The organism is Micrococcus sp. H39-S4 (assembly GCF_027158145.1).
Lineage (GTDB): Bacteria > Actinomycetota > Actinomycetes > Actinomycetales > Micrococcaceae > Micrococcus > Micrococcus luteus.
Genome location: NZ_JAPVLT010000002.1, coordinates 72,903 through 96,304 on the forward strand (window position 1 = coordinate 72,903; position 23,402 = coordinate 96,304).

Consider the following 23,402-nt stretch of genomic DNA (forward strand, 5'->3'; position numbering starts at 1 on the left):
GTCAGGCCGAGCGCCCGACCACGTAGTCGGCGAACGCCTCGAGCGCCGCCTTCACGGCGGAGTCCGGCAACGGGTCGAGCGCCTGCTTGGCCTGCTCCGCCCAGCCGCGGGTGATCGCCCACGCCTCGTCGATGGCGGGGTGGCCCGTGAGCGCGGCGACGGCGGCGGCCAGCTGCTCGTCGGTGTCGAGCGGCCCGTCCACGAGCGCGCGCACCCGGCGGGCGTCCTCGGCCTCCGGCCCCTCGCCCTGCGCGGCGCGGGCCAGCAGCAGCGTGGTCAGGGTGGGCACGCGCTCGCGCAGGTCCGTGCCGGGGACCTTGCCGATCCGCTCGGCGTCGCCGGTGAGGTCGATCAGGTCGTCGGCGAGCTGGAAGGCCAGGCCCACCTTCTCGCCGTATGCGCGCATCACCTGGACGGCGGCCTCGTCGGCTCCGCCCAGCAGCGCGCCGAGCATGCCGGCCGCGGCGATCAGCGAGCCGGTCTTGCCGGAGAGCACCGCGTAGTAGTGCTCGATCGGGTCCGCGCCCTCGGCCGGGCCGCGAGTCTCCCACAGCTGGCCCTGCACGAGGCGTTCGAAGGTGTCCGCCTGGATCTGCACGGGCCGCGGGCCCAGCTCGGCCATGAGCTGGGAGGCGCGGGCGAAGATCAGGTCGCCGGCCAGGATCGCCGCCGAGTTGCCCCACAGCCGGTGGGCGGCGGGAGCGCCGCGGCGCACGGGGGCCTCGTCCATCACGTCGTCGTGGTACAGCGTGGCCAGGTGCGTCAGCTCCATCACGACGGCGGCCTGGCGGGCGGGCGCGTCCACGTCGGCGACCTCGCCGGAGGCCAGGGCGGGGTCGCCCAGGAGGGAGGCGAGCACCGTCAGGACCGGACGGACCCGCTTGCCGCCGGCGGCCAGCAGGTGGTGGGCGGCGGTGTCGGAGAACAGGTCGTCGAAGCCGAGGGCAGTGTCCAGCTGCTCCTCGACCTGCTCGAGCGCGGTCAGCACGACCTCCAGGACACGGCCGTGCTCGGCGAGGGGTTCGAAGCCGGAGGGCAGGGCGAAGCCGGGGTCTGCGGTGGTCACCGGGCAAGCCTACCCAACGGCGCGCCGCCCGCGGTCGTCAGCGCGGGGGTGAGCGCCTCGAGCACGCGGACGGCCCGGTCGACGGCGTCGCCGCCCCGCGCGTCCACCGTGTTGCCCATGACCTTCACCGCGGCCCGCAGCAGCGGGGGTGCGGCCATCCCGGCGCCCAGCGCCGCCTTCATCACCCGCGGATCGCCGATCAGGCGGGCGAACCGGGCGCCGAGGGCGAAGTGGCGGCCCCACAGGTGCTGGGTGATCACCGGGTAACGGGACAGGATCGCGTCCGCGGCGCCGTCGGTCCCGGCCGCGTGCGCCTGCACGGCCAGGTCCGCGGCGAGGCGGGCCGCCTCCATCGCGAACCCGATGCCCTCGCCGTTGAACGGGGAGACCATGCCGGCCGCGTCGCCCACCAGGAGCATGCCCGGCACGTGCTGCGGGGTGCGGTTGAACGCCATCGGCAGGGCCGCGCCGAGGATCCGCGAGGTGCGCGTCTGCTCGGCGATCCCCCAGTCCGCGGTGAGCGCCCCGGTCCAGGACTTCAGCAGCCCGCGGTAGTCCAGCTTCCCGAACTGCGGGGAGGTGTCCAGGATGCCCAGGCCCACGTTCACGGTGCCGTCCGCGAGCGGGAACAGCCAGCCGTAGCCGGGCAGCGGGTTGCCCTCGGCATCCGGCAGGCGCAGCCAGGACTCCATCCACTCCCCCCGGTCGCCGGGCGGGGCGGGGATCGCCCCGTCGACGGCGGCGCCGGCGGTGTAATAGGCCCGCACGGCCACGCCCATGGGCCGGTCCTCGCGGCGGTGCAGGCCCGCGGAGACGGCGGCACGGGCGGAGACGCCGTCGCACGCGAGCACGATCGGCGCGGTGAAGCGGGCGGTCTCCCCGGTCTTGCGGCCGTTCGGCGCGATCAGCTCCGCGTCCAGCCCGACCACGCGTCCGGCCTCGTCCCGCACGACGCCGGTGACGGCGTGCCGCTCGCGGACCTCGGCGCCGCGGGTGCGCGCCAGGTCCGCCAGGAGGGCGTCGAAATCGCGTCGGGTGCGCGTGAGCGCGTAGTCCGGCCACGTCTGGGTGGGCGCCCACGGCACGTCCACGCTGCGCTCGCCCGCGCGCAGCCGCAGGCCGCGGATGACGCGCCAGCCGCCGTCGTCGCCGGGCTCACCCCGGTGGGGCACGCCGAGCAGCTGCAGCTCCCGGACCGCCTGCGGGGTCAGGCCGTCGCCGCAGACCTTCTCACGCGGGTGCGCGGTCTTCTCGAGCACCACCACGTCCAGCCCCGCCGCGGCGAGGTGGGCGGCGGCGGTGGCGCCGGCGGGGCCGCAGCCGGAGATCAGCACGTCGGCACGGCGCACGACGGCGGGGGTCGAGGCGGGCGCGGGCGACGTCGGCGTGCCGGTCACTGGGGGGCCTCCTCGGCGGCGAGCTCGGCGGTGGGCGGGGCGGGGGCCGGGCCGGCGTCCGGCGCGGGGTCCGGGACGGGGCACGCGGGCGGGAACGTGGCGCGCACCGCCGCGGCCAGGGCGGCGGCGACGCGCGGGCGGTCGGCGCGGTCGCAGCGGACCTCGAGCAGACGCCGGCCGCGCACCGGGTCGGACAGGGCCCGGACGAGGTCGACGCGGTCGGTGACCCGCGTGTGCGGGAGGCCGTACGCGGCGGCCAGGGCGGCCAGGTCCACGCCGTGCGGGGTGCCGAAGAGCCGTTCGACGGGGTCCGCCATGCCGGGCGCCTCGGCCACGGCCCCGTGTTCGAGGCTCGCGAAGATCGCCCCGCCGTCGTCGTTGACGACCACGAGGTCGAGGTCCGGCTCGGTCTCGGTGGGGCCCACGAGCAGGCCGCCCGCCTCGTGCAGGGCGGTGAGGTCGCCGAGCAGGGCCACGGTCCGCCGTCCGCGCGCCAGTGCGACGCCCGCGGCCGTGGAGACGGTCCCGTCGATCCCGGCGAGCCCGCGGTTGGCGTACACCTCCGCGTCCGGCGCCGAGGGGGGCCGCCAGGTCAGGTCCACGTCCCGGATCACCGAGGACGAGCCCAGCACGAGCGGACCCCGGACCATGGCGGCGCTCACGTGCGCCACCGTCTGCGGGCTGAGCCGGTCGCCGGCGTCGGTGGTGACGAGCGCGTCCTCCACGGCGGCCTGGGCGCGCATCGAGGCGTGCTGCCACGCGGCGAGCCAGCCGGGCTCGCCCTGCCCGGCGAAGGCGGCGAGCTCCTCGAGGGTCTCCACGGGCGTCTCCCGGCGCCGGCCCGGCTCGAACCATGGTGCGGGCTCGGGGGCGTGCAGGGCCGTGGCGACGTCGGGGCGGGCCAGCAGGGCGTTGACCGTCCGGGTGAGCGTGGGCCGGCCGAACAGCACGACCCGTTCGATGCGGGCGGCAAGGGGGTGTGCGTCCGCGTCGCGCCCGCCGGCCGCGCCCAGCAGGAGCGGATAGGCGGCGATGGCGTTGGCGGAGAACCGCGCGTTCGACGACGGCTCGGCCAGCAGGGGCAGGCCCAGGGACAGCGCGAAGGCCGCGGCCACGGGGCCGGCGCCGTGGCAGGCCAGCACGACGGTGCGCCGCTGGTCCAGGCGGGCGACGTCCAGCTCGGGCAGCCCCGAGAGCACCGCCCCGGGCGCCCGGTAGGCCGACGCGGCGGCGGCCGGGCTCGCGCCGGTCGGGGCGACGGCCGGAGCAGGGGTGTGCGGCGCCGCGGCGGCGCCCATGGCGGCCGCCTCCTCAGGACTCGGCACGAGCGGGTCGCGGAAGTGCAGGTTCAGGTGGACCGGCCCGGCCGGGGCCTCTGCCATCGTCACCGGACCGGGCGCGCCGTCGTCGGAACCGGCCTCGGCGACGACCCCCTCGGCCGCCAGCAGGGCCCGGCGCACGGTGGCCCGCACGTGGCGCAGATGCTGCTCGGCATCCACGCCGTCGGCGGCGTCGCAGCCGAGGGAGGCGGCATGGCGGACGTGCGTGCCGAACACGCCCCTCTGGTCCGTGGTCTGGTTCGCGCCGGTGCCGTGCAGCTCGGGCGGACGATCCGCGGTCAGCGCGATCACGCGCGTGCCGGCGTGGATGGACTCCATCAGGGCGGGCAGCAGGTTCCCGACGGCGGTGCCCGAGGTGGTCAGCACGCCCACCGGGCGCCCCGAGGCCAGCGAGAGCCCGTGGGCGAGGAAGCCGGCCGAGCGCTCGTCCACCCGCACGTGCAGGCGGACCTCGCCGGCGCGCTCGAGGGCCGCGAGCGCGTAAGCCAGCGGGGCGGAGCGGGAGCCGGGGCAGACCACCGCGTCCCGCATGCCGGCGTCGATCAGGGCGGTGGCGACGGCGCGCGCCACGGAGAGGGAGTCGACGGAGGTCATGGTGGCCACCAGTCTAGGCCCGGGCGCGGACGGGCCCCGGACGCGGCGAGGCCGCCACGGTGACGCGGTGGCGCCGGCCGTGACGGCCTCGTCGAGGGTCCTCGCGGAGGCGGGGGTCAGCCCTTCGGGCCCTTGCCGTTGCCGTTGCCCTTGCCGTTGCCGTTGCCGTTGCCCTTGCCCTTGTTGCCCTTCTCCTTGCCGGCGCCCTTGCCGATGCCGTTGTTCCCGGTGGCGTTGAACACCTGGACGACGCTCGGACGCGGGGCCGCGACCTTGTCGCCCACCTGGACCGGGCCGGTCGGGCTCAGGAAGTCCGGGAAGGAGGAGGTGTGCGCGCCCCAGGTGCCGTCCTCGCCCGGGTGCTGGACGTTGACGAACACGGAGTTGTCGCGGTCGTGGATCACGGGGCCGCAGGTCTCGGCGTCGCGGGGGACGGCGAGGAACTGCTGGACGCGGCCGCGCTCGGCGCCGTCGAGGGTGACCTTGTGCAGCGCGTCGGCGTAGCCGATGGTGCCGGGCTGGCCGTCGGTGGAGATCCAGAGGTTGCCCTCCGAGTCGAACGCCAGGTTGTCCGGGCAGGAGATCGGGGAGACCTTCTCCTTCGGGTAGCCGGCGAAGTAGGCCGAGGAGGAGACCGCCGGGTCGCCGGCGAGCAGCAGGATGACCCAGGTGAAGGTGGTGGAGGTGTGATCCCCGCCCCGCTCGGTGATCTCGATGACGTGGCCGTCGCGGTTGCCGATGACCGGGTTGGCCTCGTCCACGGCGGTGCGCTTGGTGTTGTTGGTCAGGGCCGCGTAGACCTTGCCGGTGACCGGGTTGGTCTCGACGTCCTCCGGGCGGTCCATCTTGGTGGCGCCCATCTTGTCTGCCGCGAGGCGGGTGTAGACGAGGACCTCGGCCAGGGACATGCCCGGGACGAAGGACGTCTTCTCGTCGGCCAGGGCGATCCACTCGCCGGAGCCGTCGAAGGCGCCGTCCGAGGGCAGGGTGCCCCTGCCGTCGATCTGGGCGGCCGGGGAGTCGCCGGAGAACTTGGCCACGTAGAGGGTGCCCTTGTCCATCAGGCGCATGTTGTGCTTCTTGTCGCCCTCGCGGACCTTCTCGGCGGAGACGAACTTGTACAGGTAGTCGTGGCGCTCGTCGTCGCCGGAGTAGACCACGGCGTGGCCGGACGGGGAGATCACGGCGGTGCCGGCCTCGTGCTTGAAGCGGCCCAGGAGGGTGTGCTTCACGGGCGTGGAGGTCGGGTCCTCGGGGTCGATCTCGACGACCCAGCCGAAGCGGTTGGCCTCGTTCTCGTAGCCGCGCTTGGTCAGGTCGAAGCGGTCGTGGACCTTCTCCCAGCCGCGGCTGGTGGCGGCGGCGGAGATGCCGTAGCGCTTCTCCTCGGCCGTGCCGCGGCCCTTGAAGTACTGGTTGAAGTTCTCCTCGCCGGAGAGCACGGTGCCCCACGGGGTGGTGCCGCCGGCGCAGTTGTTCAGGGTGCCCAGCACGCGGGTGCCGGTCGGGTCCTCGACGGTCGTGAGCAGCGCGTGGCCGGCGGCCGGGCCGCGGACCTCGAACTCGGTGGTGCCGGTGATGCGGCGGTTGCGGCGGCCGCCGCGGACGTACTCCCACGGGGCGCCGCGCTTGGCGCGCTTGAGGTCCACGATGGACAGGCCGTGGGCCTGGAGGCCGACGTTGACGACGTCCTCGAAGTTCGAGGCGATGTACTCCGGGGAGAACATGATGTTCTCGTTGGTGTACTCGTGGTTGGAGACGAGGTAGCCGGAGCGGTCGTTGCCGCCGTCGGTGATGATGTTCAGGTAGTCGTTGTTGTAGCCGAACTGGGCGGCCTGCGACGCACCGGTCTGGTGCTCGATGTCGAACTCCGGGGAGTCGGCGAACAGCGGGTCGCCCCAGCGGATCACGGTGCCCCAGTCGTAGCCCTCCGGCACGGTCATGGTGTCCACGGTGCGGCTCACCGGCGCGATGGGCTCGAAGGGGAGCTTGCCGCCGCCGGTCGGGCGCCGGCCGTTGTCCGCGAGCGCCTCGGGGGCCTGGGCCACCTGGGAGCCGATGACGACGGCGGCGGCGAGACCGGTGCCGCCGACCAGGGCGGAGCGGCGCGAGATGGCGGTCTCCGCGATCTGCTGGAAGGTCGGGTTCGCCGAGGTGTTGGGCACCGGGTGGGCGCACGCGTTGCCGCACTTGAGCTCGCACGTGACGGCGGAGCGGTTGCCACGGGTGTGGCCGGCCATGGGGAGGAGGCGCTTCAGCATGACGGGGTCCTTCGCGTCGTGGGGATGGTCCGGGGTCCGGTGCCGGGCCGGAGACGACCCCGGGGTGAGACCGGCCGGGGCCGCCATCACCTTGGCCCCTCGCTCCGAGCGGCGAGCCACGCCCAGGTGGCCGCGAGTTGAACTCTTCCCGGCCGCCGGATTTCGCCCCGTCGACATGCTGTAATCCGGCTCACATGCCCCGCGTCGACGGGGACCGGGCGGGCTCGTCAGCCCTGCGCGGCCAGCACCGCGTGGGCCGCGCGCAGGCGGTCGGCCCACCACGCCTGCCGCGTCCCGTCCGCCCGGATGCGGTCGAGCAGCTCCGGGTCGGGGGCGGGTGCCCGCTCCCCCGGTGCCGGGAGGGCCCCCGCGCGCGGGCGCCAGGCCGGGGCGACGACGTCGTGCTCGAAGAGGGCCGCGGTGCCGAGCCCGCACGCGTGCGGCAGGGACGGCAGGCAGGCGGCGAGCGCGGCGCCGCCGGCGATGCCCACGGAGGTGTCCAGCGCGGAGGAGACCACCGCGGGCAGCCCCGCGGCCGCCACGATCGCCGCGGCGCGGCGCACGCCCCCGAGCGGCTGGACCTTCACCACGATCAGGTCCGCGGCCCCGGCGGCCGCGACGGCGAGCGGGTCCTCGGCCTTGCGGACCGCCTCGTCCGCGGCGATCGGGGTGGGGACGCCCCGGGCGCGCAGCTCCGCGCGGACCTCCGCGAGGGCGGTGATGCCGGGCACGGGCTGCTCCGCGTACTCGAGGCCGACGTCGGCCAGCGCGGTGAGCACGTCGACGGCCTCGGCGGGCGTCCAGCCGGCGTTGGCGTCGACGCGGACCTGCGCGTGGGGCAGCAGCGCGCGCACCCGCCGCACGCGGGCCAGGTCGGCCTCGCGGCCGCCGGGGACGAGACCGCCCTCGGGTCCGTGCTCGGCCACCTTGACCTTGACCGCGGTGATGCCGTCGCCGTAGCGGGCCAGGACGGCCTCGACGTCGTCCGCGGCCACCGCGGGCACGGTGGCGTTGACGGGGACGGTCTGGCGGACCGGGCCGGGCCAGCCCTGCCAGCCGGCCTCGATCGCGGCGGCCAGCCACGCGGCGCACTCGTGCGGACCGTACTCCGGGAACGGGGAGAACTCGGCCCAGCCCGCCGGGCCGCGCAGCAGCAGGGCGTGACGGAGGTCCGTGCCGCGGAACCGCACGCGCATCGGCAGGGCGACCGCGACGGCGTCGGCCAGCAGCTCCTCGACGCTCGGCAGGGCGGGACCGCCCGGCGCGCCGGGCAGCGGGGGCAGGGCGGGGGCGGTGCTCATGCGGCCAGTGTAGGAAGGGCGCTCGGCTCCCGTTCCGACGGGCGCCGGCAGCGTGGGGCGCCCGGGACGGCGCCGAGGCTCAGACGGCGCGGAGGTAGCCGAGGGCGCGGGCCAGGTCCACGGCGCGGTCGTGGGCGCCGAGCACCCCCTCCAGGCCGGCGACGACGGCGGCCGTCACCTCCTCGGTGAGATGCCAGTCGGCGGTGAACGGGTCGTCGAAGCGCGCCCACGCCGTGCCCACGGCCGCGAGCGCGCGGGTCATCTCGGTGAGGTCCCGGAAGACCGGTCGCGGCTCGTCCAGGCGGTCCTCCCAGCCCTCGTCTCCCGGGGCCATGAGCACCTGACCGGTGGAGGCCGCGTGGATGAACGGGTCGGCGCCCTGCTTGGCCACCACGGTCCAGTCGTCGTTCCAGTCCACCAGCAGCGCACCGGTGCGGTGGTTCCACCGGTAGCCGGCCTGCTCGTCCCACAGGCGGTCCAGCGGGAAGAACATCACGGGCAGGCCGAGGGTGTCGATCTCCAGCCACTCCGGCCCCACGTAGCGGTAGAAGTCGGCCAGGTCCGGGGCGAGGGGCTCCTCGGCGGCCCACTCGATGGGCTCCTGCCGGCTCAGCCGGCCGAACGGGGCCAGGGCGTCCCGGGCGGCCAGCAGGTCCTCGGCCGAGAGACGGGGCCGGGCGCCCGGTTCGACGCCCGGGCCGGGCGCCGAGCCGGTGGAGTCGCGGAGGGCCGGGCGATGTCCGTGGGCGGGGGGCACGCGGGTCATGGCCCCAGGCTAGGCAGGCGGCTCCGGGGCGCGGAGGACGGGACGGCGACGGGGGCGTGACCGTCCGATGAAGCCTGCATGACGGCTGCGCGTCCGACACAATGGAACCCATGCCCCCCACCGCCCGCGCCCCGCGCCGCCTCCCCTCGTGGACGTGGTGGCTGGCGCTGGCCGCGTGCGTGGCCGGCGTCGTGCTGGTCTACGCCGCCCTGGTGTGGTCCTCCGCCGGCCAGGTGCTCGAGTACCAGGTGTTCCGCGCCGTCGAGGAGCGCTACGGGGACACCGTGCCGGACGTGGCCTCCCAGGTGGTGCGGATCCTGCCGCTCGGGCTGGCGGTCGGCATGGCGCTGGCCTCGCTCGGCGCGCTCGCCGTGGCCCGGTGGCGGCGGCGGGGGCTGCTCGCCCTCCTCGTGCTGGTCGGGTCCAACCTCACCACGCAGCTGCTCAAGGCGGCGCTTCCGCGGCCCGAGCACGCCGACGGGGTCCCGTGGTCCGGCGGCAACTCACTGCCCTCGGGCCACATGACGCTCGCGACGGGCGCCGCGGTGGCCGCGCTGCTGCTCGTGCCCGCCCGGTGGCGACCGCTCACCACCGTCCTCGGCGCCGTGGTCAGCGCCTGCACCGGCGCCGTCGCCTACACGGAGGCCTGGCACCGGCCGTCGGACATGGCCGCCGCGGCGCTCGTGTCCACCGCCTGGGGGCTGCTCGCCGTGCCGTTCGCCCGGTACGACGGCGCACCGCGGCCCGCACCACGCGGCGCCCGCGGCGTGGAGGCCACGCTCTGGTCCCTGGGCGTCGCGGGCCTGGCGGCCGGGTTGACGCTGCTGGCCCTCACCCTCGACACCCCCGCGACCAGCGGCGCCGGCCCCCACCCGGCGGCCGAGCCGGCCGGGATCCTGCTCAGCGCCTCCCCCGCGGTCCTGCTGTGGGGCGCGCTCGGCACGGCCTTCCGCCGCGGCCGCGCGGACTGACCCCTCCCCGCACGCTCACCGCACCCCCGCCAGACGACGAGCCCTGCGATGTGGCGGCCATCCGCGAGGAATGGCCGCCACATCGCAGGGCTCGTCAGGGGTCGGGGCGGGCCGGGCCCGTCCGGATCAGATCCGGGCGAGGGCCGCCGTCGGATCGTGGAGGCAGTCCGCCACGAACGTGAGGAACGCGCTCGCGGTGGCGCCGTCGGTGACGCGGTGGTCGAAGGTCACGGTCATCTCGGTGACCTTGCGGACCACGATCTCCCCGTCCACGACCCACGGGCGGTCGATGATCCGGCCGATGCCGAGCATCCCGACCTCGGGCACGTTGATGATCGGCGTGGCGCCGTCCGTGCCCAGCGGGCCGTAGTTGTTCAGCGTGAACGTGCCGCGGGTGAGCTCGGCCGGGGCGGCCCGGCCCGCGCGGGCGCGGCTGACGGTGTCGTTGATCGCGGCGGTGAGCTCGTCCGCGGACAGCTTCTCCGCGTGCTCGACGGACGGCACCATGAGGCCGCGGTCGGTCTGCACGGCCAGGCCGAGGTGGACGCCGTCGACCTCCACGATCTCGTCCTTGCCGTCCGCCCCCGCCTCGATGCGCGCGTTCATCACCGGGTACCGGCGCAGGCCGGCCAGGGTGAAGCGGGCGATCAGGCCGAGCAGCGAGGGCGCGTTCTCCGAGTCCTTCGCCTTGAGCGAGGCCCGCAGCTCGAGCAGGGCGGTGACGTCCACGTCCAGCCACGCCGTGACCTCCGGGACCTCGCGGCGCGAGCGGGAGAGCTGGTCCGCGATCACCTTGCGCACCCCCGAGATCGGGGTGCGGGCGACGACGGCCAGGCCGGTCCGCCCGTCCACGGCGCCCGGCTGCGCGGCGGCCTCGGCCGCCGGGACGGCTGCGACCAACGGGGCCTGGGCCGGGGCGGCCTGCAGGGCGGAGCCCTCGGCCGCGGTGAGCACGTCGGCGCGGGTGATCAGGCCGTCCGGGCCCGTGCCGGTCAGCGCGGCCACGTCCACGCCCTTCTCGCGGGCGAGCTTGCGGACGATCGGGGAGGTCACGCGCGGGGCGCCGGCCTCGGCCGTGGGGGCCGGCGTCGGGCGGGTGGCGCCGTGGCCGCGCTTGGACGGACGACTGCGGGAGGTGGCCCTGTGGCCGGAGGTGCCGTAGCCGATGAGCACGGCGCCGGAGGCCTCGTCGTCGGAGCCGGCGACGTCGCCGTCGCCGCCGCGGGCCTTGTCCGGCTTCGGCTGGACGCCGGCCATCTCCTCCTCGCGGTAGCTCAGCGCGCCCGGGCGGGCGGCCTCGGCCGCCGCCGCACCGGTCGACGGCGGGACGGCGAGGGTCTCGGTGCCGGCGACGGGCGCGGAGCCCTCACCGGACTCGCCGGCCGCGCCGATGGTGATCAGCGGGCTGCCGACGTCCATGGTCTCGCCCTCGGCGCCGTGCAGGGTCAGCACGGTGCCGGCGTACGGGCTCGGCACCTCGACGAGGGCCTTGGCGGTCTCGACCTCGACCATGGGCTGGTCGACGGCCACGGTGTCGCCCTCGGCGACGAGCCAGCGGACGATGTCGGCCTCGGTCAGGCCCTCGCCCAGGTCGGGCAGCAGGAAGGTGTTGCTCATGCGCGGGCCTCCTCGGCGTCCAGGTCCCAGTTCAGGTCGTCGATCGCGTCCAGGTCCCAGTTCAGGTCGTCGATCGCGTCCAGGATGCGGTCGATGTTCGGCAGGTGGTGCTCCTCGAGCTTCGGCGCGGGGAACGGGATGTCGAAGCCGGTCACGCGGCCCACGGGCGCCGCCAGCGAGTGGAAGCAGCGCTGCTGGATCCGGGCCACCAGCTCGGAGGCCACGGACGCGAAGCCCTGCGGCTCGGCGACGACGACGGCGCGGCCGGTCTTGGCGACCGAGGCGGCCATCGTGTCCTCGTCCAGCGGGTTCACGGTGCGCAGGTCCACGACCTCCACCGAGAGCCCCTCCTCCGCGGCCGCGTGGGCGGCGGCGAGGCAGGTGGGGACGGAGGGGCCGTAGGAGACGAGGGTGACGTCCGTGCCCTCGCGGACGACGGCGGCGCGCGCCCAGGCCTCGCCGTGCTCCTTCTTGTCCTCGACGCGGGCCCAGCCCTCCTCGAACTCGGCGCGCAGCTGATCGAGGTCGAGCTCGGCCTTGGTCCAGTACATCTTCTTGGGCTCCATGAAGACCACCGGGTCGTCCAGGCGGATGGCCGAGCGCAGCATCATGTACGCGTCCTTCACCGAGGCCGGGGTGTACACCTTCAGGCCCGGGGTGTGCGCGTAGTAGGACTCGGAGGAGTCGCAGTGGTGCTCCACGCCGCCGATGCCGCCGCCGTAGGGGATGCGGATGGTGATCGGCATGGGCGTGGCGCCCTTGGTGCGGTTGCGCATCTTGGCCACGTGCGAGGCGATCTGCTCGAAGGCCGGGTACGCGAACGCGTCGAACTGCATCTCGATCACGGGGCGGGCGCCGCCGAGGGCCATGCCCACGGCCATGCCCGCGATGCCGGACTCGGCCAGCGGGGTGTCGAAGCAGCGCTCCTCGCCGAAGCGCGCGGTCAGCCCGTCCGTGATGCGGAAGACGCCGCCGAGGGTGCCGACGTCCTCGCCGAACACCACCACCATGTCGTCGGCGGCCATCTCGTCGGCCAGCGCCGCGTTGAGCGCGGCGGCGAAGGTCAGGGTCGCCATGCTCAGGCCTCCTGGTTCTCGGAACGGGACAGCTCCTCGGCCAGCTGCGCGCGCTGGGCGGCGAGCTGCGGGGTCTGCACGGAGTAGACGTGGTCGAACAGCTCGAGCGGATCGAGCTCCGTCTCGGCGTTCATGGCGTCACGCAGCTGCTGCGCGACGTCCTCGGCGTCGCGGGCGATCTGGGCCGAGACCTCCTCGGTGAGGGCACCGGTGGACTCGAGGTAGGCGGTCATGCGGCGCAGCGGGTCGCGCGCCTCCCACTCCTTCACCTCGGCCTCGTCGCGGTAGCGCGAGGGGTCGTCCGTGTTGGTGTGCGCCTGCATGCGGTAGGTGTCCGCCTCCACGAGGAAGGGGCCCTGGCCCTGCCGGCACAGCTCCACGGCGCGGCCCAGCACGGCCAGCAGGGCGCCGAGGTCGTTGCCGTCCACGCGCTCGCCGGCCAGGCCGTAGCCCACGGCCTTGTGGGCCAGGGACGGGGCGGCCGACTGCTTGGCGAACGGCACGGAGATGGCGAACTTGTTGTTCTGCACGAAGAAGATCACCGGCAGCTTGAACACGGCCGCGAAGTTCAGCGCCTCGTGGAAGTCGCCCTCGGAGGTGCCGCCGTCGCCGACCATGGCCAGGCACACGACCTCCTCGCCGCGCAGGCGGGCGGCCTTGGCCATCCCGACGGCGTGCAGCATCTGGGTGGTCAGGGGCGTGGACTGGATGGAGACGTGGTGCTTCTGGGGGTCGTAGCCCTGATGCCAGGTGCCCTGGTAGGCCACCATCACCTCGAGCGGCGGGACGCCGCGGGCGATCACGGCCACGGTGTCGCGGTAGGTCGGGAACAGCCAGTCGTCCTCGCCCAGGCAGACGGCGGCGGCGACCTCGGAGGCCTCCTGGCCATGCGAGGACGGATAGACGGCCATGCGACCCTGGCGCACCAGGGCGTAGGCCTGGTCGTTGACGCGGCGGCCGATGACGAGGTGGCGGTAGGCGGCCAGCAGCTCCTCGTCGGAGGGCAGGGGATACTCGTGGCCGGGCTCGGTGCCCTGCTCCTCCGGGGCCAGCAGAGTGCCGTCCTCGCCGATCAGCTGGATGCGGCGGGCGGCGGGGAGCAGGTACTCCTCGAGGGAGATGCCGAAGGCGGCGCCGGCGTTCGGGCGGGTCTCGGCCTCGTCGGTCCGGACGGCCCCGGGCACGGCGGGGGTGGGGTCACTCATGGCGGGTCCTCTCGATCTGTGGCCTTCAGTGTGCCCAAGAGGATCAATGTGTCGCGCGCTCGCCCGTGATCACGAGACAATCGGGTGCAAACCAGGCACTCCATCGGACGAACTGCTATGGTGACTCGTGCCACGTAGACGGTCCGCCGCCGCGTGGCCGACCCCGTCCGCCCCGCCCCAGGAGGAGCCATGGCCGCCGAGCCGCTGGACCGCGTGGACCGCGCGATCGTCCGCGAACTGACGCAGGACGGGCGGATGTCCGTCGCGGCCCTGGCCGAGCGCGTGCACATCTCCCGCGCGCACTGCTACTCGCGTCTGAACCGCCTGCAGGACGCGGGCGTGATCACAGGCTTCACCGTGCGGGTCGACCCCGTCAAGGTCGGCTTCGGGGCCTCCGCCCACGTGACCATGAAGCTGCGTCAGCACGACTGGCGAGAGCTGCGCGCCACGCTTCTGGCCATCCCCGAGGTCTCCCACGTCTCCCTCGTGGGCGGGAACATGGACGTGATCCTGCTGGTCCGCGCGCGGGACCCCGCCGACCTGCGCCGTGTGATCTTCGACGAGCTGCAGACCCTGCCGAGCGTCGTCGACACGCAGACGTACATGGTCTTCGACGACCAGGCCTCCGGGCAGACCATCCCCCCGGACGAGACCGCCGACTGAGCCGACGGTCCGGCGCCCCGGTCAGCGCGAGCGCACGACGACGGGCGGCGGGTCCGCCACAGCCCCCGGCCCGCGCGGCAGCACCGCGGCGAACACGACCGCTCCGACACCGCAGACGACCGCGAGGGAGCCGACGCCGACGGCCAGCCCGGCCGCGGCGGTCGCCCCGGAGAGCAGCAGCGGCCCGGCGAGCATCCCCGCGTCGGACATCGAGCGCCACAGACCGAGGAACGGGGCGCGCGCGTTCGGCGGCGAGTGGTCCGCCCGAGGGTCATCACGATCCCCGCGCCGAAGCCGTTGCCGATGCCCAGCAGCACCGCCGCCGCCGCGAACGCCGTCGGCTCCCGGGTGAGGCTGATCGCCAGGAACCCCGCCCCCAGCAGGGTCAGGCACGGCACCGCCACGGCGCGCCGGCCGAAGCGGTCCATGAGCCGGCCCGAGGGGTAGAAGAGCAGCAGGTCCGCCGCGCCGGCCAGGCCGAAGACGAGCGACGCCGTCGCCGCGTCCAGGCCCAGGTGCGTGGCCCACAGCGGGATGACGGCGTTGCGCGCCGCGCGGGCGGCGGAGACGGCCACGACACCGAAGCCGGCCGTGAGCAACGCCCCGCGCCGGGCGCGCGCCACGTCCCGCAGCCGGGGTCGACCGGCCGGGCCGGGCTCCTCCCCCGCCGCCGGATCGGACGCCGGCACCGGCAGATCCCGGATCCGCAGGCACAGCAGGGCGCCGACGGCCATGGCCGCGGCGGCCGCGGCGAACGCGCCGTCCAGCCCGAGCGGGGCCTGCGCGGCGGCACCCAGGAACGGGCCCAGGAACGTCCCGATCCGCACGGTCCCGCCGAGCGTGGACATCGCGCGGGCCCGGTGCGTGGCCGGCACCGCCACCGCCAGGTACGCCTGGCGGGCCAGGTTGAACCCGGCCCCGGCCATGCCCACGGCGAGCACCGCGGCCAGGAACAGCGCCAGCCGCCCCGGTTCGGCCACCCCCGCCGCCGACGGCCCGGAGGACACCCCGGCCGTCGTCGCCCAGGCCAGACCCGCGCCGACCGTGCCGAGCCCGGCGGAGACGACCATGGTGACCCGCTCCCCCGCCCGGGCCGCGAGCGCCGAGGCCGGCCCGTTGGCCACGAGCGAGCCGAGCCCCACCAGCAGCACGACGGCAGCCGCCCGCGCCGCGTCCAGGCCGAGGGCCAGCGCCGCCACCGCGAGCGCGGGCGTCATGGCGCCCAGGCCGACGGCGTAGACGGTGGAGGGGGCGTAGATCTGCACGGCGTCGCGCAGCGCCTCCCGGGTGCGGGCGGCGGAGGCGGAGCGGGGACGCATGCCCGCGAGCGTAGCGGGACGGCACGCGCGCGATCGTCGTGGGACCGGGTCACTACGCTGGTGCCATGGCCTCCCGCACCGCCTCTCCACCGCCCTCGCCCGCCCCGTCCCCCGCCGCTGCCCGCGGCGCCCTGGACCGGTACTTCCGCATCACCGAGCGCGGCTCGTCGGTGGGCCAGGAGTTCCGCGGCGGCCTCGCCACGTTCCTGGCGATGAGCTACATCGTGGTGCTGAACCCGCTGATCCTGTCCGGGCCCGACTCGGCCGGGAACACCCTGGGCATCCCCGCCGTGGCCGCCGTCACCGCGCTCGTGGCGGGCGTCATGACCATCGTCATGGGCGTGTGGGCGCGGCACCCGTTCGCGGTGGCCGCGGGCCTGGGCGTCTCCGCGTTCGTCTCCATCACCATCGCCACGACGCCGGGGCTCACCTGGCCCCAGCTGATGGGCCTCGTCACCCTCGCCGGTCTCGTGATGCTGCTGCTCGTGGTGACCGGCTTCCGCCGTGCCGTGTTCGACGCGGTCCCGGAGGCGCTGAAGTCCGGCATCGTGGTGGGCATCGGCCTGTTCATCGCACTGATCGGCCTCGTCAACGCCGGGTTCGTGCGGCGGCTGCCGGACGCCGCCGACACCACGGTCCCGGTGGGCCTGGGCACGGGCGGCGAGCTCGAGGGCTGGCCCGTGCTGGTCTTCGTCGTCGGGCTGCTGCTGACCGCGGTCCTCGTGATCCGCAAGGTGCGCGGCGCCATCCTGATCGGCATCGTCGCGGCGACGATCCTCGCCAACGTGCTGGAGGCCGTGTTCCACATCGGCCCCTCCGTGGACGCCGACGGGAACGCCGTGCCCACCGGCTGGTCCCTGATCGCCCCCTCCCTGCCCGAGTGGACCGCCCCGGACCTGCACCTGCTCGGCAGCGTGGACCTGTTCGGCGCCTTCACCTCCGTGGGCGGGCTGATGGCCTCCCTGCTCGTGTTCGCGATCCTGCTCTCCGTGTTCTTCGACGCGATGGGCGTCTCCGTGGGCCTGGCCCGCGAGGCCGGCACCGTGAACCCGGACGGCTCCATCCCCGACCTGAACCGGGTGCTCGCCGCGGACGCGCTCGCGGTCACGGTGGGCGGTGGCGCCTCCGGCTCGGCGCACCAGATCTTCGTGGAGTCCGGCACCGGCATCGGCGAGGGCGCCCGGACCGGCCTGGCCTCCGTGTTCACCGGCCTGTTCTTCCTCGCGGCCGTGTTCCTCTCCCCGCTCATCCACCTCGTGCCGTTCGAGGCCGTGGCCCCCGCGCTCGTGGTGGTCGGGTTCATGATGTGCCAGCACGTGGTGCAGATCGACTGGTCCGACCCGGGCGCGGCCTTCCCGGCGTTCCTCACGTTCATCCTCATGCCGTTCACCTACTCGATCGTCAACGGCATCGGCGCCGGCGTGGTGGCCTACGCGGTGATCCGCACGGGCCAGGGCCGCGGCCGCGAGGTGCACCCGCTGCTGTGGTTCGTGGCGCTCGCGTTCGTCGCGTACTTCGGGCTCGGCGTGGTCCGGGCGGCGCTCGGCCTGAACTGACCCGCCACCCCCGACGGCGGCGCACCGGACCGGTGCGCCGCCGTCGTCGTGTGCGGCGCGGGGTGTCGGCCCCGCCCCGCGCGGCGTGATGGGATGGGCCGCATGCCCCAGACCACGTCGCACGCCCCCGTCCCGCCGTCCGCCTGCGCCGAGCCCGTGACCCGCCGCCACCACGGCCACACGTTCCAGGACGACTTCGAGTGGCTGCGCGGCAAGGCGGAGCCCCGCGTGCTCGAGCACCTGGCCGCCGAGAACGCGTACACCGAGGCCGTGACCGCGGACCAGGCGCCGCTGCGCGAGGCGATCGTCGGCGAGATCAAGGCCCGCACGGTGGAGACGGACCGCTCCGTGCCCGCCCGCCGGGACGGGTGGTGGTACTTCGTGCGCACCCGCGAGGGCGCCGAGTACCCGATCCACTGCCGCGTGCCCGCACGCGACACCGGCGACCTCGAGGCCGACTGGACCCCGCCCGTCATCACCCCGGACGCCGCCCTGCCGGGCGAGCAGGTGATCCTGGACGGCAACGCCGAGGCCGAGGGCCACCCGTTCTTCGCGCTCGGCGGCCTGCACATCAGCCCGGACGCCACCCGGGTGGCCTACGCCGTGGACCACACCGGCGACGAGCGCTTCACCCTGCGCGTGCGCGAGATCGCCACGGGCGAGGACCTGCCGGACGCGGTCGAGAACGTGGCCCACGGCGTCCGCTTCGACCGCTCGGGCACCCGCGTGTTCTACACCGTGTGGGACGACTCGTGGCGGCCGTACCAGGTCAAGGCCCACGTGCTCGGCACCGACCCGGCCGAGGACGTGATCCTGCACGAGGAGGCCGACCCGGGCATGTGGACCGGCTTCGAGGGCGTGGCCGACCGCACCCAGCTGCTGATCGGCGTCGGCAACTCGGAGGTCTCCGAGACCCTCGTGGTCGACCTGCCGGAGGACCCCGCCGCGCCCCTGCCGGCCCCGCGCGTGCTGATCCCCCGCGCGTGGCGGATGCTCGCCGACGTCGAGCCCGTCACCGACGCCGACGGCGTCCGCCGGCTGCTCGTGGTCCACGACCGCGCCCTGGACGACGACGGCGCCCCCGTCGCCGCGCCCAACGGGATGCTCTCGGTGGTCGCCGAGGCGGACGTCGCCGACCGCGGCGCCTGGCGCACCGTCGTGCCGCACCGCGAGGACGTGAAGGTCGACGGTGTCATGGTCACCCTGACCCACGCCGCCCTGGCCGTGCGCCGGGAGACGACCCCGCGCGTCGTCGTCGCCGAGCTGGACGCGGTGCTGGCCGGGCGGGCCGCGCACTGGCGCGAGCCCGCGTTCGACGAGGAGCTCTACGCGTGCCATCTGTCCGCGACGGCGGCCGAGTCCCCGTTCCTGCGGCTGGCCTACACGTCCTGGATCACGCCCGCGCGCGTGCTGGACGTCTCGGCGGCGACCGGCGAGGTGCACCTGCGCCGCGAGACCGAGGTGCCCGGCTACGACCCGGCCGACTACGTGGCCGAGCGCGTGTGGGCGCCGGCGTCCGAGCCGTCGTCGGTGACCGGGGAGGACGTGCGGATCCCCGTCACCGTGATCCGGCGCCGCGACGTGGCCGCGGACGGGACGGCCCCGTGCGTGGTGTACGGCTACGGCTCCTACGAGATGTCCATGGACCCCGTGCTGGGTGTGGCCCGGCTGTCCCTGCTGGACCGGGGCGTGGTGTTCGCGGTCGCGCACGTGCGCGGCGGCGGCGAACTGGGCCGGCGCTGGTACGAGGACGGCAAGAAGCTGGCCAAGCGGCATTCCTTCACGGACTTCGTGGACGCCACCCGGCACCTCGTGGACCTCGGCTGGGCGGACCCGGCGCGCGTGGCCTGCATGGGCGGCTCGGCCGGCGGCCTGCTCATGGGCGCGGTGCTGAACCTCGCGCCGGAGCTGTACCGGGCGTGCCTGGCGGTGGTGCCGTTCGTGGACGCGCTCACCACCATCCTCGACCCGGAGCTGCCGCTGTCCGCGCTCGAGTGGGAGGAGTGGGGCAACCCGATCGAGGACGCGGCCGTGTACGAGGCCATTCGTGCCTACACCCCGTATGAGAACGTGCGGGCGGTGGACTACCCGGCCATCGCCGCGGTGACCTCACTGAACGACACCCGCGTGCACTACGTCGAGCCGGCGAAGTGGGTGGCCCAGCTGCGGCGGACGGTGACGAGCGACCAGACCACGCCCCTGGCCGAGGGCGGCGCCCCGATCCTGCTGCGCACCGAGATGGACGGCGGCCACGGCGGCGCGTCCGGCCGGTACCAGGGCTGGGAGGACACCGCGTGGGAGTACGCGTTCCTGCTGACGGCACTGGGGGCCACGGAGCGGGTGGACTGACCGGCCCGCCCGGCGATCCGGCCCCTCTCTCCGGGGAGCTGCAACCCTCACCGATTATCGAGGATGCCAGCGATACCCCTATGCTTTGAAGCACCGTGAATCGAACGCTGCGCTGACGCTGGGCAACCTGCCCGCCGGGCGGCTCCCCTACCATCGGAGAAACCCATGTCCTTCACGGACCCTCAGTCACCCGCCTCGCCCCCTTCCCTGTCCCGCCGTACCGTGGCCCACGGACTGGCCTGGACTGTTCCGGCCGTGGCAGCCGCCGCCGCAGCCCCGGCTTTCGCCGTCTCATGCGCGAACCCGGCCGCGTTCACGGGCAGGTTCACCCAGGCCAACGTTTATGGGACGCCCCCGTCCACCTACACGTGGTCAGCCGCAGGCCGCACTCCCATCACCCTGTCCCTGAACACCGTCGCCGACAGCGGCAAGTCTCTGACGCCCAACAACCTCACCTCGGCCGGCGGCATCAACCAGGGCTACAACGGACTCGGAGACCTGAGGGCGGACGGTCTGCTGCTCCAGCAGTCCGGCTCTGGCGGGCAGAGACTCACGATCACGTTCAGCCGCCCCGTGACCAACCTCCAGTTCACGATTGCCGACGTCGACTGGCTGGACAAGGGGTACCGTGACGCCATCGTGCTCGACCCCGAACCCACCAGCGTGACCAACGGCCCCCCCCTGCAGGGCAACGGGACGACCGGATCGCCCGTGAGGGCCGTGTCAGCCGGTGAGGTCAGGTCCGACACCGAGGCGAACCGGTCCGTGGTCACCTACGCCGGCCCGATCAACTCCTTCACTCTGTACTTCGCGTCCACCGATGGAACGACGGCCCAGCAGATCTTCCTCACCGGCCTGACCTTTTTTGCCTGCTGAGGTCGTCCGATTCAGGGAGGAGACCCCAGCCGCCCTCGCGCCTCTGGTACACAAGCTGGCCGATTGCCTGTTGCCACACGAGCACTTGGCCGGCTTCGCGCACCCGGGCGCTTAGTCAATTTCCCCTCGAGCCCCGATTCTATTTGGGAACTGGGAATTTCCCAGAACACTTTCATTCGGGAAACGGGTGCTTTAAAGGGCAGGTTGAAGTGGTGGATGCGACAGGATTTGATGGAATAATCTGGAAAAGCATGCTGCGTTTCTCTCCTGAGTTCGCCCAGACGTTTTGAGCGAGGAGCCCACGGCGGCGCCCGCCCGCGTCCGGGCACCGTCGCCGGCCCCCGTCCCCCACGGTGACACACATCACCTCGAGCGGTGGGGGTCCGGGGGGACACCTAGACTCGATGCCATGACCCCGCACAGCCCCGAGCACCCGGACCGCGACCGGCTTCCGGACAAGGTCTCCGACATCTTCGACCCCACGCGCTGGCGCGTGGTCGAGGGCTTCGACTTCGAGGACCTGACCTACCACCGCCAGGTGGAGCGCGACGCCGACGGCCGCTGGGTGCGCGACCTGCCCACGGTGCGCATCGCCTTCGACCGCCCCGAGGTCCGCAACGCGTTCCGCCCCGGCACCGTGGACGAGCTCTACCGCGCCCTCGACCACGCCCGCATGACCCCGGACGTCGGCACGGTGCTGCTCACCGGCAACGGCCCCTCCCCCAAGGACGGCGGCCACGCGTTCTGCTCCGGCGGGGACCAGCGCATCCGCGGCCGCGACGGCTACCGCTACGCCGAGGGGGAGACGGCCGAGACCATCGACCCGGCCCGCGCTGGACGCCTCCACATCCTCGAGGTCCAGCGCCTGATGCGCACCTCGCCCAAGGCGATCATCGCCGTCGTGAACGGCTGGGCGGCAGGCGGCGGCCACTCGCTCCACGTGGTCGCGGACCTGACCCTGGCCTCCCGCGAGCACGGGAAGTTCAAGCAGACGGACGCCACCGTGGGCTCCTTCGACGCCGGCTACGGCTCGGCCCTGCTCGCCCGGCAGGTGGGCCAGAAGCGCGCCCGGGAGATCTTCTTCACGGCGCGCGAGTACTCGGCCGAGGAGATGGTGGCCATGGGCGCGGTGAACGAGGCCGTGGACCACGAGCGCCTCGAGGAGGTCGCCCTCGAGTACGCCGCGGACATCAACCGTCAGTCCCCGCAGGCCCTGCGCATGCTCAAGTTCGCGTTCAACCTTCCCGACGACGGCATGGCCGGCCAGCAGGTCTTCGCCGGCGAGGCCACGCGCATGGCCTACATGACGGACGAGGCCGTGGAGGGCCGGGACGCGTTCCTGCAGAAGCGCGACCCGGACTGGTCCGCCTTCCCGTACCACTTCTGACCGACCACCACGGCAGGACGGAGACCCGCCCATGCTCGCACTGCTCAACGACCAGCCCATCCTCGTCCTCATGGCCACGGTCGCCCTGGGCGCCGCCGTCGGCACCATCCCCCTGGGCAAGATCCGCCTCGGCGCTTCGGGAGCACTGTTCGTGGGCCTGCTCGTCGGGGCGGTGCTGCCCGACGTCGGCGACCGGCTGGCCCTGTTCCAGAGCTTCGGCCTGGCCCTGTTCGCCTACCTGATCGGGCTCGGCGCCGGCAAGGTGTTCTTCCGGGACCTGCGCCGCAACCTGCCCCTGATGCTGGCCGCCGTCGTCGTGGTGATCCTCACCGCCTTCACGGTGCACCCCCTGGCCGCGCTGCTGCACATGGACCTGCCGACGGCGATCGGCGTGTGGACGGGCTCGCTCACCGCGACGCCGGCGATGGCGCTGGCGAACCAGCTCACCGGCGGGCAGGCCCCGGCCGTGGGCTACGGGCTGTCCTACCTGGTGGGCGTGGTCGGCACCATCATCGCGATCACCCTGCTCGCCGCCCGCCCGTGGAACAGCTCCCCGCGCGATCCGGCGCCGGTGACCGACGGCAAGCTGCGCTTCACCGCCGCGGCCGCCACCTCCGCCCTCGCCGTGCGGGAGATCCCCGGGATCTCCGACGGGCTGGTGCGCGTGGTGGCGCTGCGCCACGGCGGCGTGGCCCGGATCGCCGGCTCCGCCGACCGGATCGAACCCGGGGACGAGGTCGTCCTGGACGGCACGGAGAAGAACATCGACGCGGCCGTGCAGGCCTTCGGCCGCCGCACCGACGCCGACCCGGCGCAGGTGATGAACCCGCTGCAGACCTCCATGGTCATCGTCACGGCCCGCCCCCTGGCCGATCGCCGCCTGGGCACGCTGTCCCTGCGCGAGCGCTTCGGCACCGACGTCGCCCGGCTGCGGCGCGACGACGTCGAGTCGCTGGCCACCCCGCAGACCGAGCTCAAGGTCGGCGACCGGGTGCTCATCGTGACCACCGCGCCGCGGATGGAGGCGGTGCGCGACTTCTTCGGCAACTCGACCCGGGGGCTCTCGAACCTGGACTGGATCTCCCTGGGCACGGGCATGGCGCTGGGCTACCTGCTGGGCATGGTGACGATCCCGCTTCCGGGCGGGGCCTCCTTCTCCCTCGGCCCGGCGGCCGGGTGCATCCTCGTCGGCCTCGCCCTCGGTGCGATCGGCCGAACGGGACCCACGGTGTGGGAGCCGTCCACGGAGATCGCGCTGACGCTGCGGCAGTTCGGCCTCATGCTCTTCCTGGGCGTGGTGGGCCTGGCCGCCGGCCCGGCGTTCATCGAGACGGTGTTCACCCGGGTCGGCGGGCTGGCCATCCTGATGTCCGCCGTGCTCACCGCGCTGACCGCCGCCCTGCTCATCGCCGCGGCACGGCTGCTGGGGCAGTCCGTGGATCGCACGTTCGGGGCGCTGGCGGGCATCACGGGCCAGCCGGCGATCCTGGACTACGCGCTCTCCCGGTCCACCGACGCCCGCGTGACCGAGGGGTACGCCCAGCTGTTCGCGCTGATCATGGTGGTCAAGATCGCCACCGTGCCGTTCCTGCTCTGACCGGCCGGGCGGATCAGGCCCACCGGGCGGGTCCGTCCGACCGCCGGGCCTCCTACACTCG

Annotated in this window: 16 protein-coding genes and 1 pseudogene; 7 read left to right on the forward strand and 10 right to left on the reverse strand. The window is 74.3% G+C overall.

Features of this window, described 5'->3' with window-relative positions; all coding sequences use genetic code 11:
* Window position 1: 1 nt before the first annotated feature.
* The 6 genes from O3T09_RS02375 to O3T09_RS02400 form a co-directional block, all read right to left on the reverse strand.
* Complete coding sequence (locus O3T09_RS02375; RefSeq protein WP_063189759.1) at window positions 2-1,066, reverse strand: polyprenyl synthetase family protein; 1,065 nt, start codon at window positions 1,064-1,066, stop codon at window positions 2-4.
* On the reverse strand, window positions 1,063-2,463 hold the full coding sequence (locus tag O3T09_RS02380) for a geranylgeranyl reductase family protein (RefSeq protein ID WP_082836653.1): 1,401 nt from the start codon (window positions 2,461-2,463) through the stop codon (window positions 1,063-1,065). The genes O3T09_RS02375 and O3T09_RS02380 overlap by 4 nt, the downstream gene beginning before the upstream one ends.
* Window positions 2,460-4,397 carry a 2-succinyl-5-enolpyruvyl-6-hydroxy-3-cyclohexene-1-carboxylic-acid synthase gene (gene menD, locus O3T09_RS02385; protein WP_041104939.1) on the reverse strand — a complete coding sequence of 646 codons (1,938 nt, stop codon included), beginning with the start codon at window positions 4,395-4,397 and terminating at the stop codon, window positions 2,460-2,462. The genes O3T09_RS02380 and menD overlap by 4 nt, the downstream gene beginning before the upstream one ends.
* A 116-nt stretch (window positions 4,398-4,513) precedes the next feature.
* Window positions 4,514-6,658 carry a PhoX family protein gene (locus O3T09_RS02390; protein WP_269295312.1) on the reverse strand — a complete coding sequence of 715 codons (2,145 nt, stop codon included), beginning with the start codon at window positions 6,656-6,658 and terminating at the stop codon, window positions 4,514-4,516.
* A 227-nt stretch (window positions 6,659-6,885) separates the two neighbouring features.
* Complete coding sequence (locus O3T09_RS02395; RefSeq protein WP_036318002.1) at window positions 6,886-7,959, reverse strand: o-succinylbenzoate synthase; 1,074 nt, start codon at window positions 7,957-7,959, stop codon at window positions 6,886-6,888.
* A gap of 79 nt (window positions 7,960-8,038) precedes the next feature.
* Entirely contained in the window at window positions 8,039-8,725 is a 687-nt protein-coding gene (locus O3T09_RS02400) for a hypothetical protein (RefSeq protein WP_098094529.1), read from the reverse strand.
* Window positions 8,726-8,835: 110 nt separating this feature from the next.
* Between O3T09_RS02400 and O3T09_RS02405 the strand changes: the two genes are divergently transcribed.
* Window positions 8,836-9,696 (forward strand): phosphatase PAP2 family protein, encoded by an 861-nt coding sequence (locus tag O3T09_RS02405; protein ID WP_098094526.1) that lies wholly within the window; start codon window positions 8,836-8,838, stop codon window positions 9,694-9,696.
* A gap of 126 nt (window positions 9,697-9,822) precedes the next feature.
* Here O3T09_RS02405 and O3T09_RS02410 read toward each other — a convergent pair whose 3' ends face one another.
* Genes O3T09_RS02410 through O3T09_RS02420 form a run of 3 tightly spaced genes read right to left on the reverse strand, consistent with a single transcriptional unit; the run spans window position 9,823 to window position 13,594 of the window.
* On the reverse strand, window positions 9,823-11,313 hold the full coding sequence (locus tag O3T09_RS02410) for a dihydrolipoamide acetyltransferase family protein (protein WP_269295313.1): 1,491 nt from the start codon (window positions 11,311-11,313) through the stop codon (window positions 9,823-9,825).
* A complete protein-coding gene (locus tag O3T09_RS02415) occupies window positions 11,310-12,389 on the reverse strand; it encodes an alpha-ketoacid dehydrogenase subunit beta (protein WP_269295314.1) in 1,080 nt (359 codons plus the stop codon). The genes O3T09_RS02410 and O3T09_RS02415 overlap by 4 nt, the downstream gene beginning before the upstream one ends.
* Window positions 12,390-12,391: 2 nt before the next feature.
* Window positions 12,392-13,594, reverse strand: a complete 1,203-nt coding sequence (locus O3T09_RS02420) for a thiamine pyrophosphate-dependent enzyme (protein WP_144861952.1) — start codon at window positions 13,592-13,594, stop codon at window positions 12,392-12,394.
* Window positions 13,595-13,783: 189 nt separating this feature from the next.
* Here O3T09_RS02420 and O3T09_RS02425 point away from each other — a divergent pair, with 189 nt between their 5' ends.
* Entirely contained in the window at window positions 13,784-14,257 is a 474-nt protein-coding gene (locus O3T09_RS02425; RefSeq protein WP_060974097.1) for an Lrp/AsnC family transcriptional regulator, read from the forward strand.
* Between the two features lie 326 nt (window positions 14,258-14,583).
* Here the strand turns inward: O3T09_RS02425 and O3T09_RS02430 are convergent.
* Window positions 14,584-15,576: pseudogene (locus O3T09_RS02430) on the reverse strand (MFS transporter); the annotation flags it as partial.
* Window positions 15,577-15,641: 65 nt separating this feature from the next.
* On the opposite strand from O3T09_RS02430, the gene O3T09_RS02435 reads away from it, so the two are divergent.
* The 5 genes from O3T09_RS02435 to O3T09_RS02455 all read left to right on the forward strand — a co-directional run bounded on the left by O3T09_RS02435 (window position 15,642) and on the right by O3T09_RS02455 (window position 23,341).
* On the forward strand, window positions 15,642-17,132 hold the full coding sequence (locus tag O3T09_RS02435) for an NCS2 family permease (protein WP_049147937.1): 1,491 nt from the start codon (window positions 15,642-15,644) through the stop codon (window positions 17,130-17,132).
* A 102-nt stretch (window positions 17,133-17,234) separates the two neighbouring features.
* Window positions 17,235-19,481: a S9 family peptidase gene (locus tag O3T09_RS02440; RefSeq protein ID WP_123244330.1), complete on the forward strand. Its 2,247-nt coding sequence runs from the start codon at window positions 17,235-17,237 to the stop codon at window positions 19,479-19,481.
* Between the two features lie 255 nt (window positions 19,482-19,736).
* Window positions 19,737-20,357 (forward strand): hypothetical protein, encoded by a 621-nt coding sequence (locus O3T09_RS02445; protein WP_134377259.1) that lies wholly within the window; start codon window positions 19,737-19,739, stop codon window positions 20,355-20,357.
* A 409-nt stretch (window positions 20,358-20,766) separates the two neighbouring features.
* Entirely contained in the window at window positions 20,767-21,744 is a 978-nt protein-coding gene (locus O3T09_RS02450) for a 1,4-dihydroxy-2-naphthoyl-CoA synthase (protein WP_049159047.1), read from the forward strand.
* 31 nt (window positions 21,745-21,775) lie between these two features.
* Window positions 21,776-23,341, forward strand: a complete 1,566-nt coding sequence (locus tag O3T09_RS02455; protein ID WP_060973683.1) for an aspartate:alanine exchanger family transporter — start codon at window positions 21,776-21,778, stop codon at window positions 23,339-23,341.
* The last annotated feature ends 61 nt before the right edge of the window (window positions 23,342-23,402 follow it).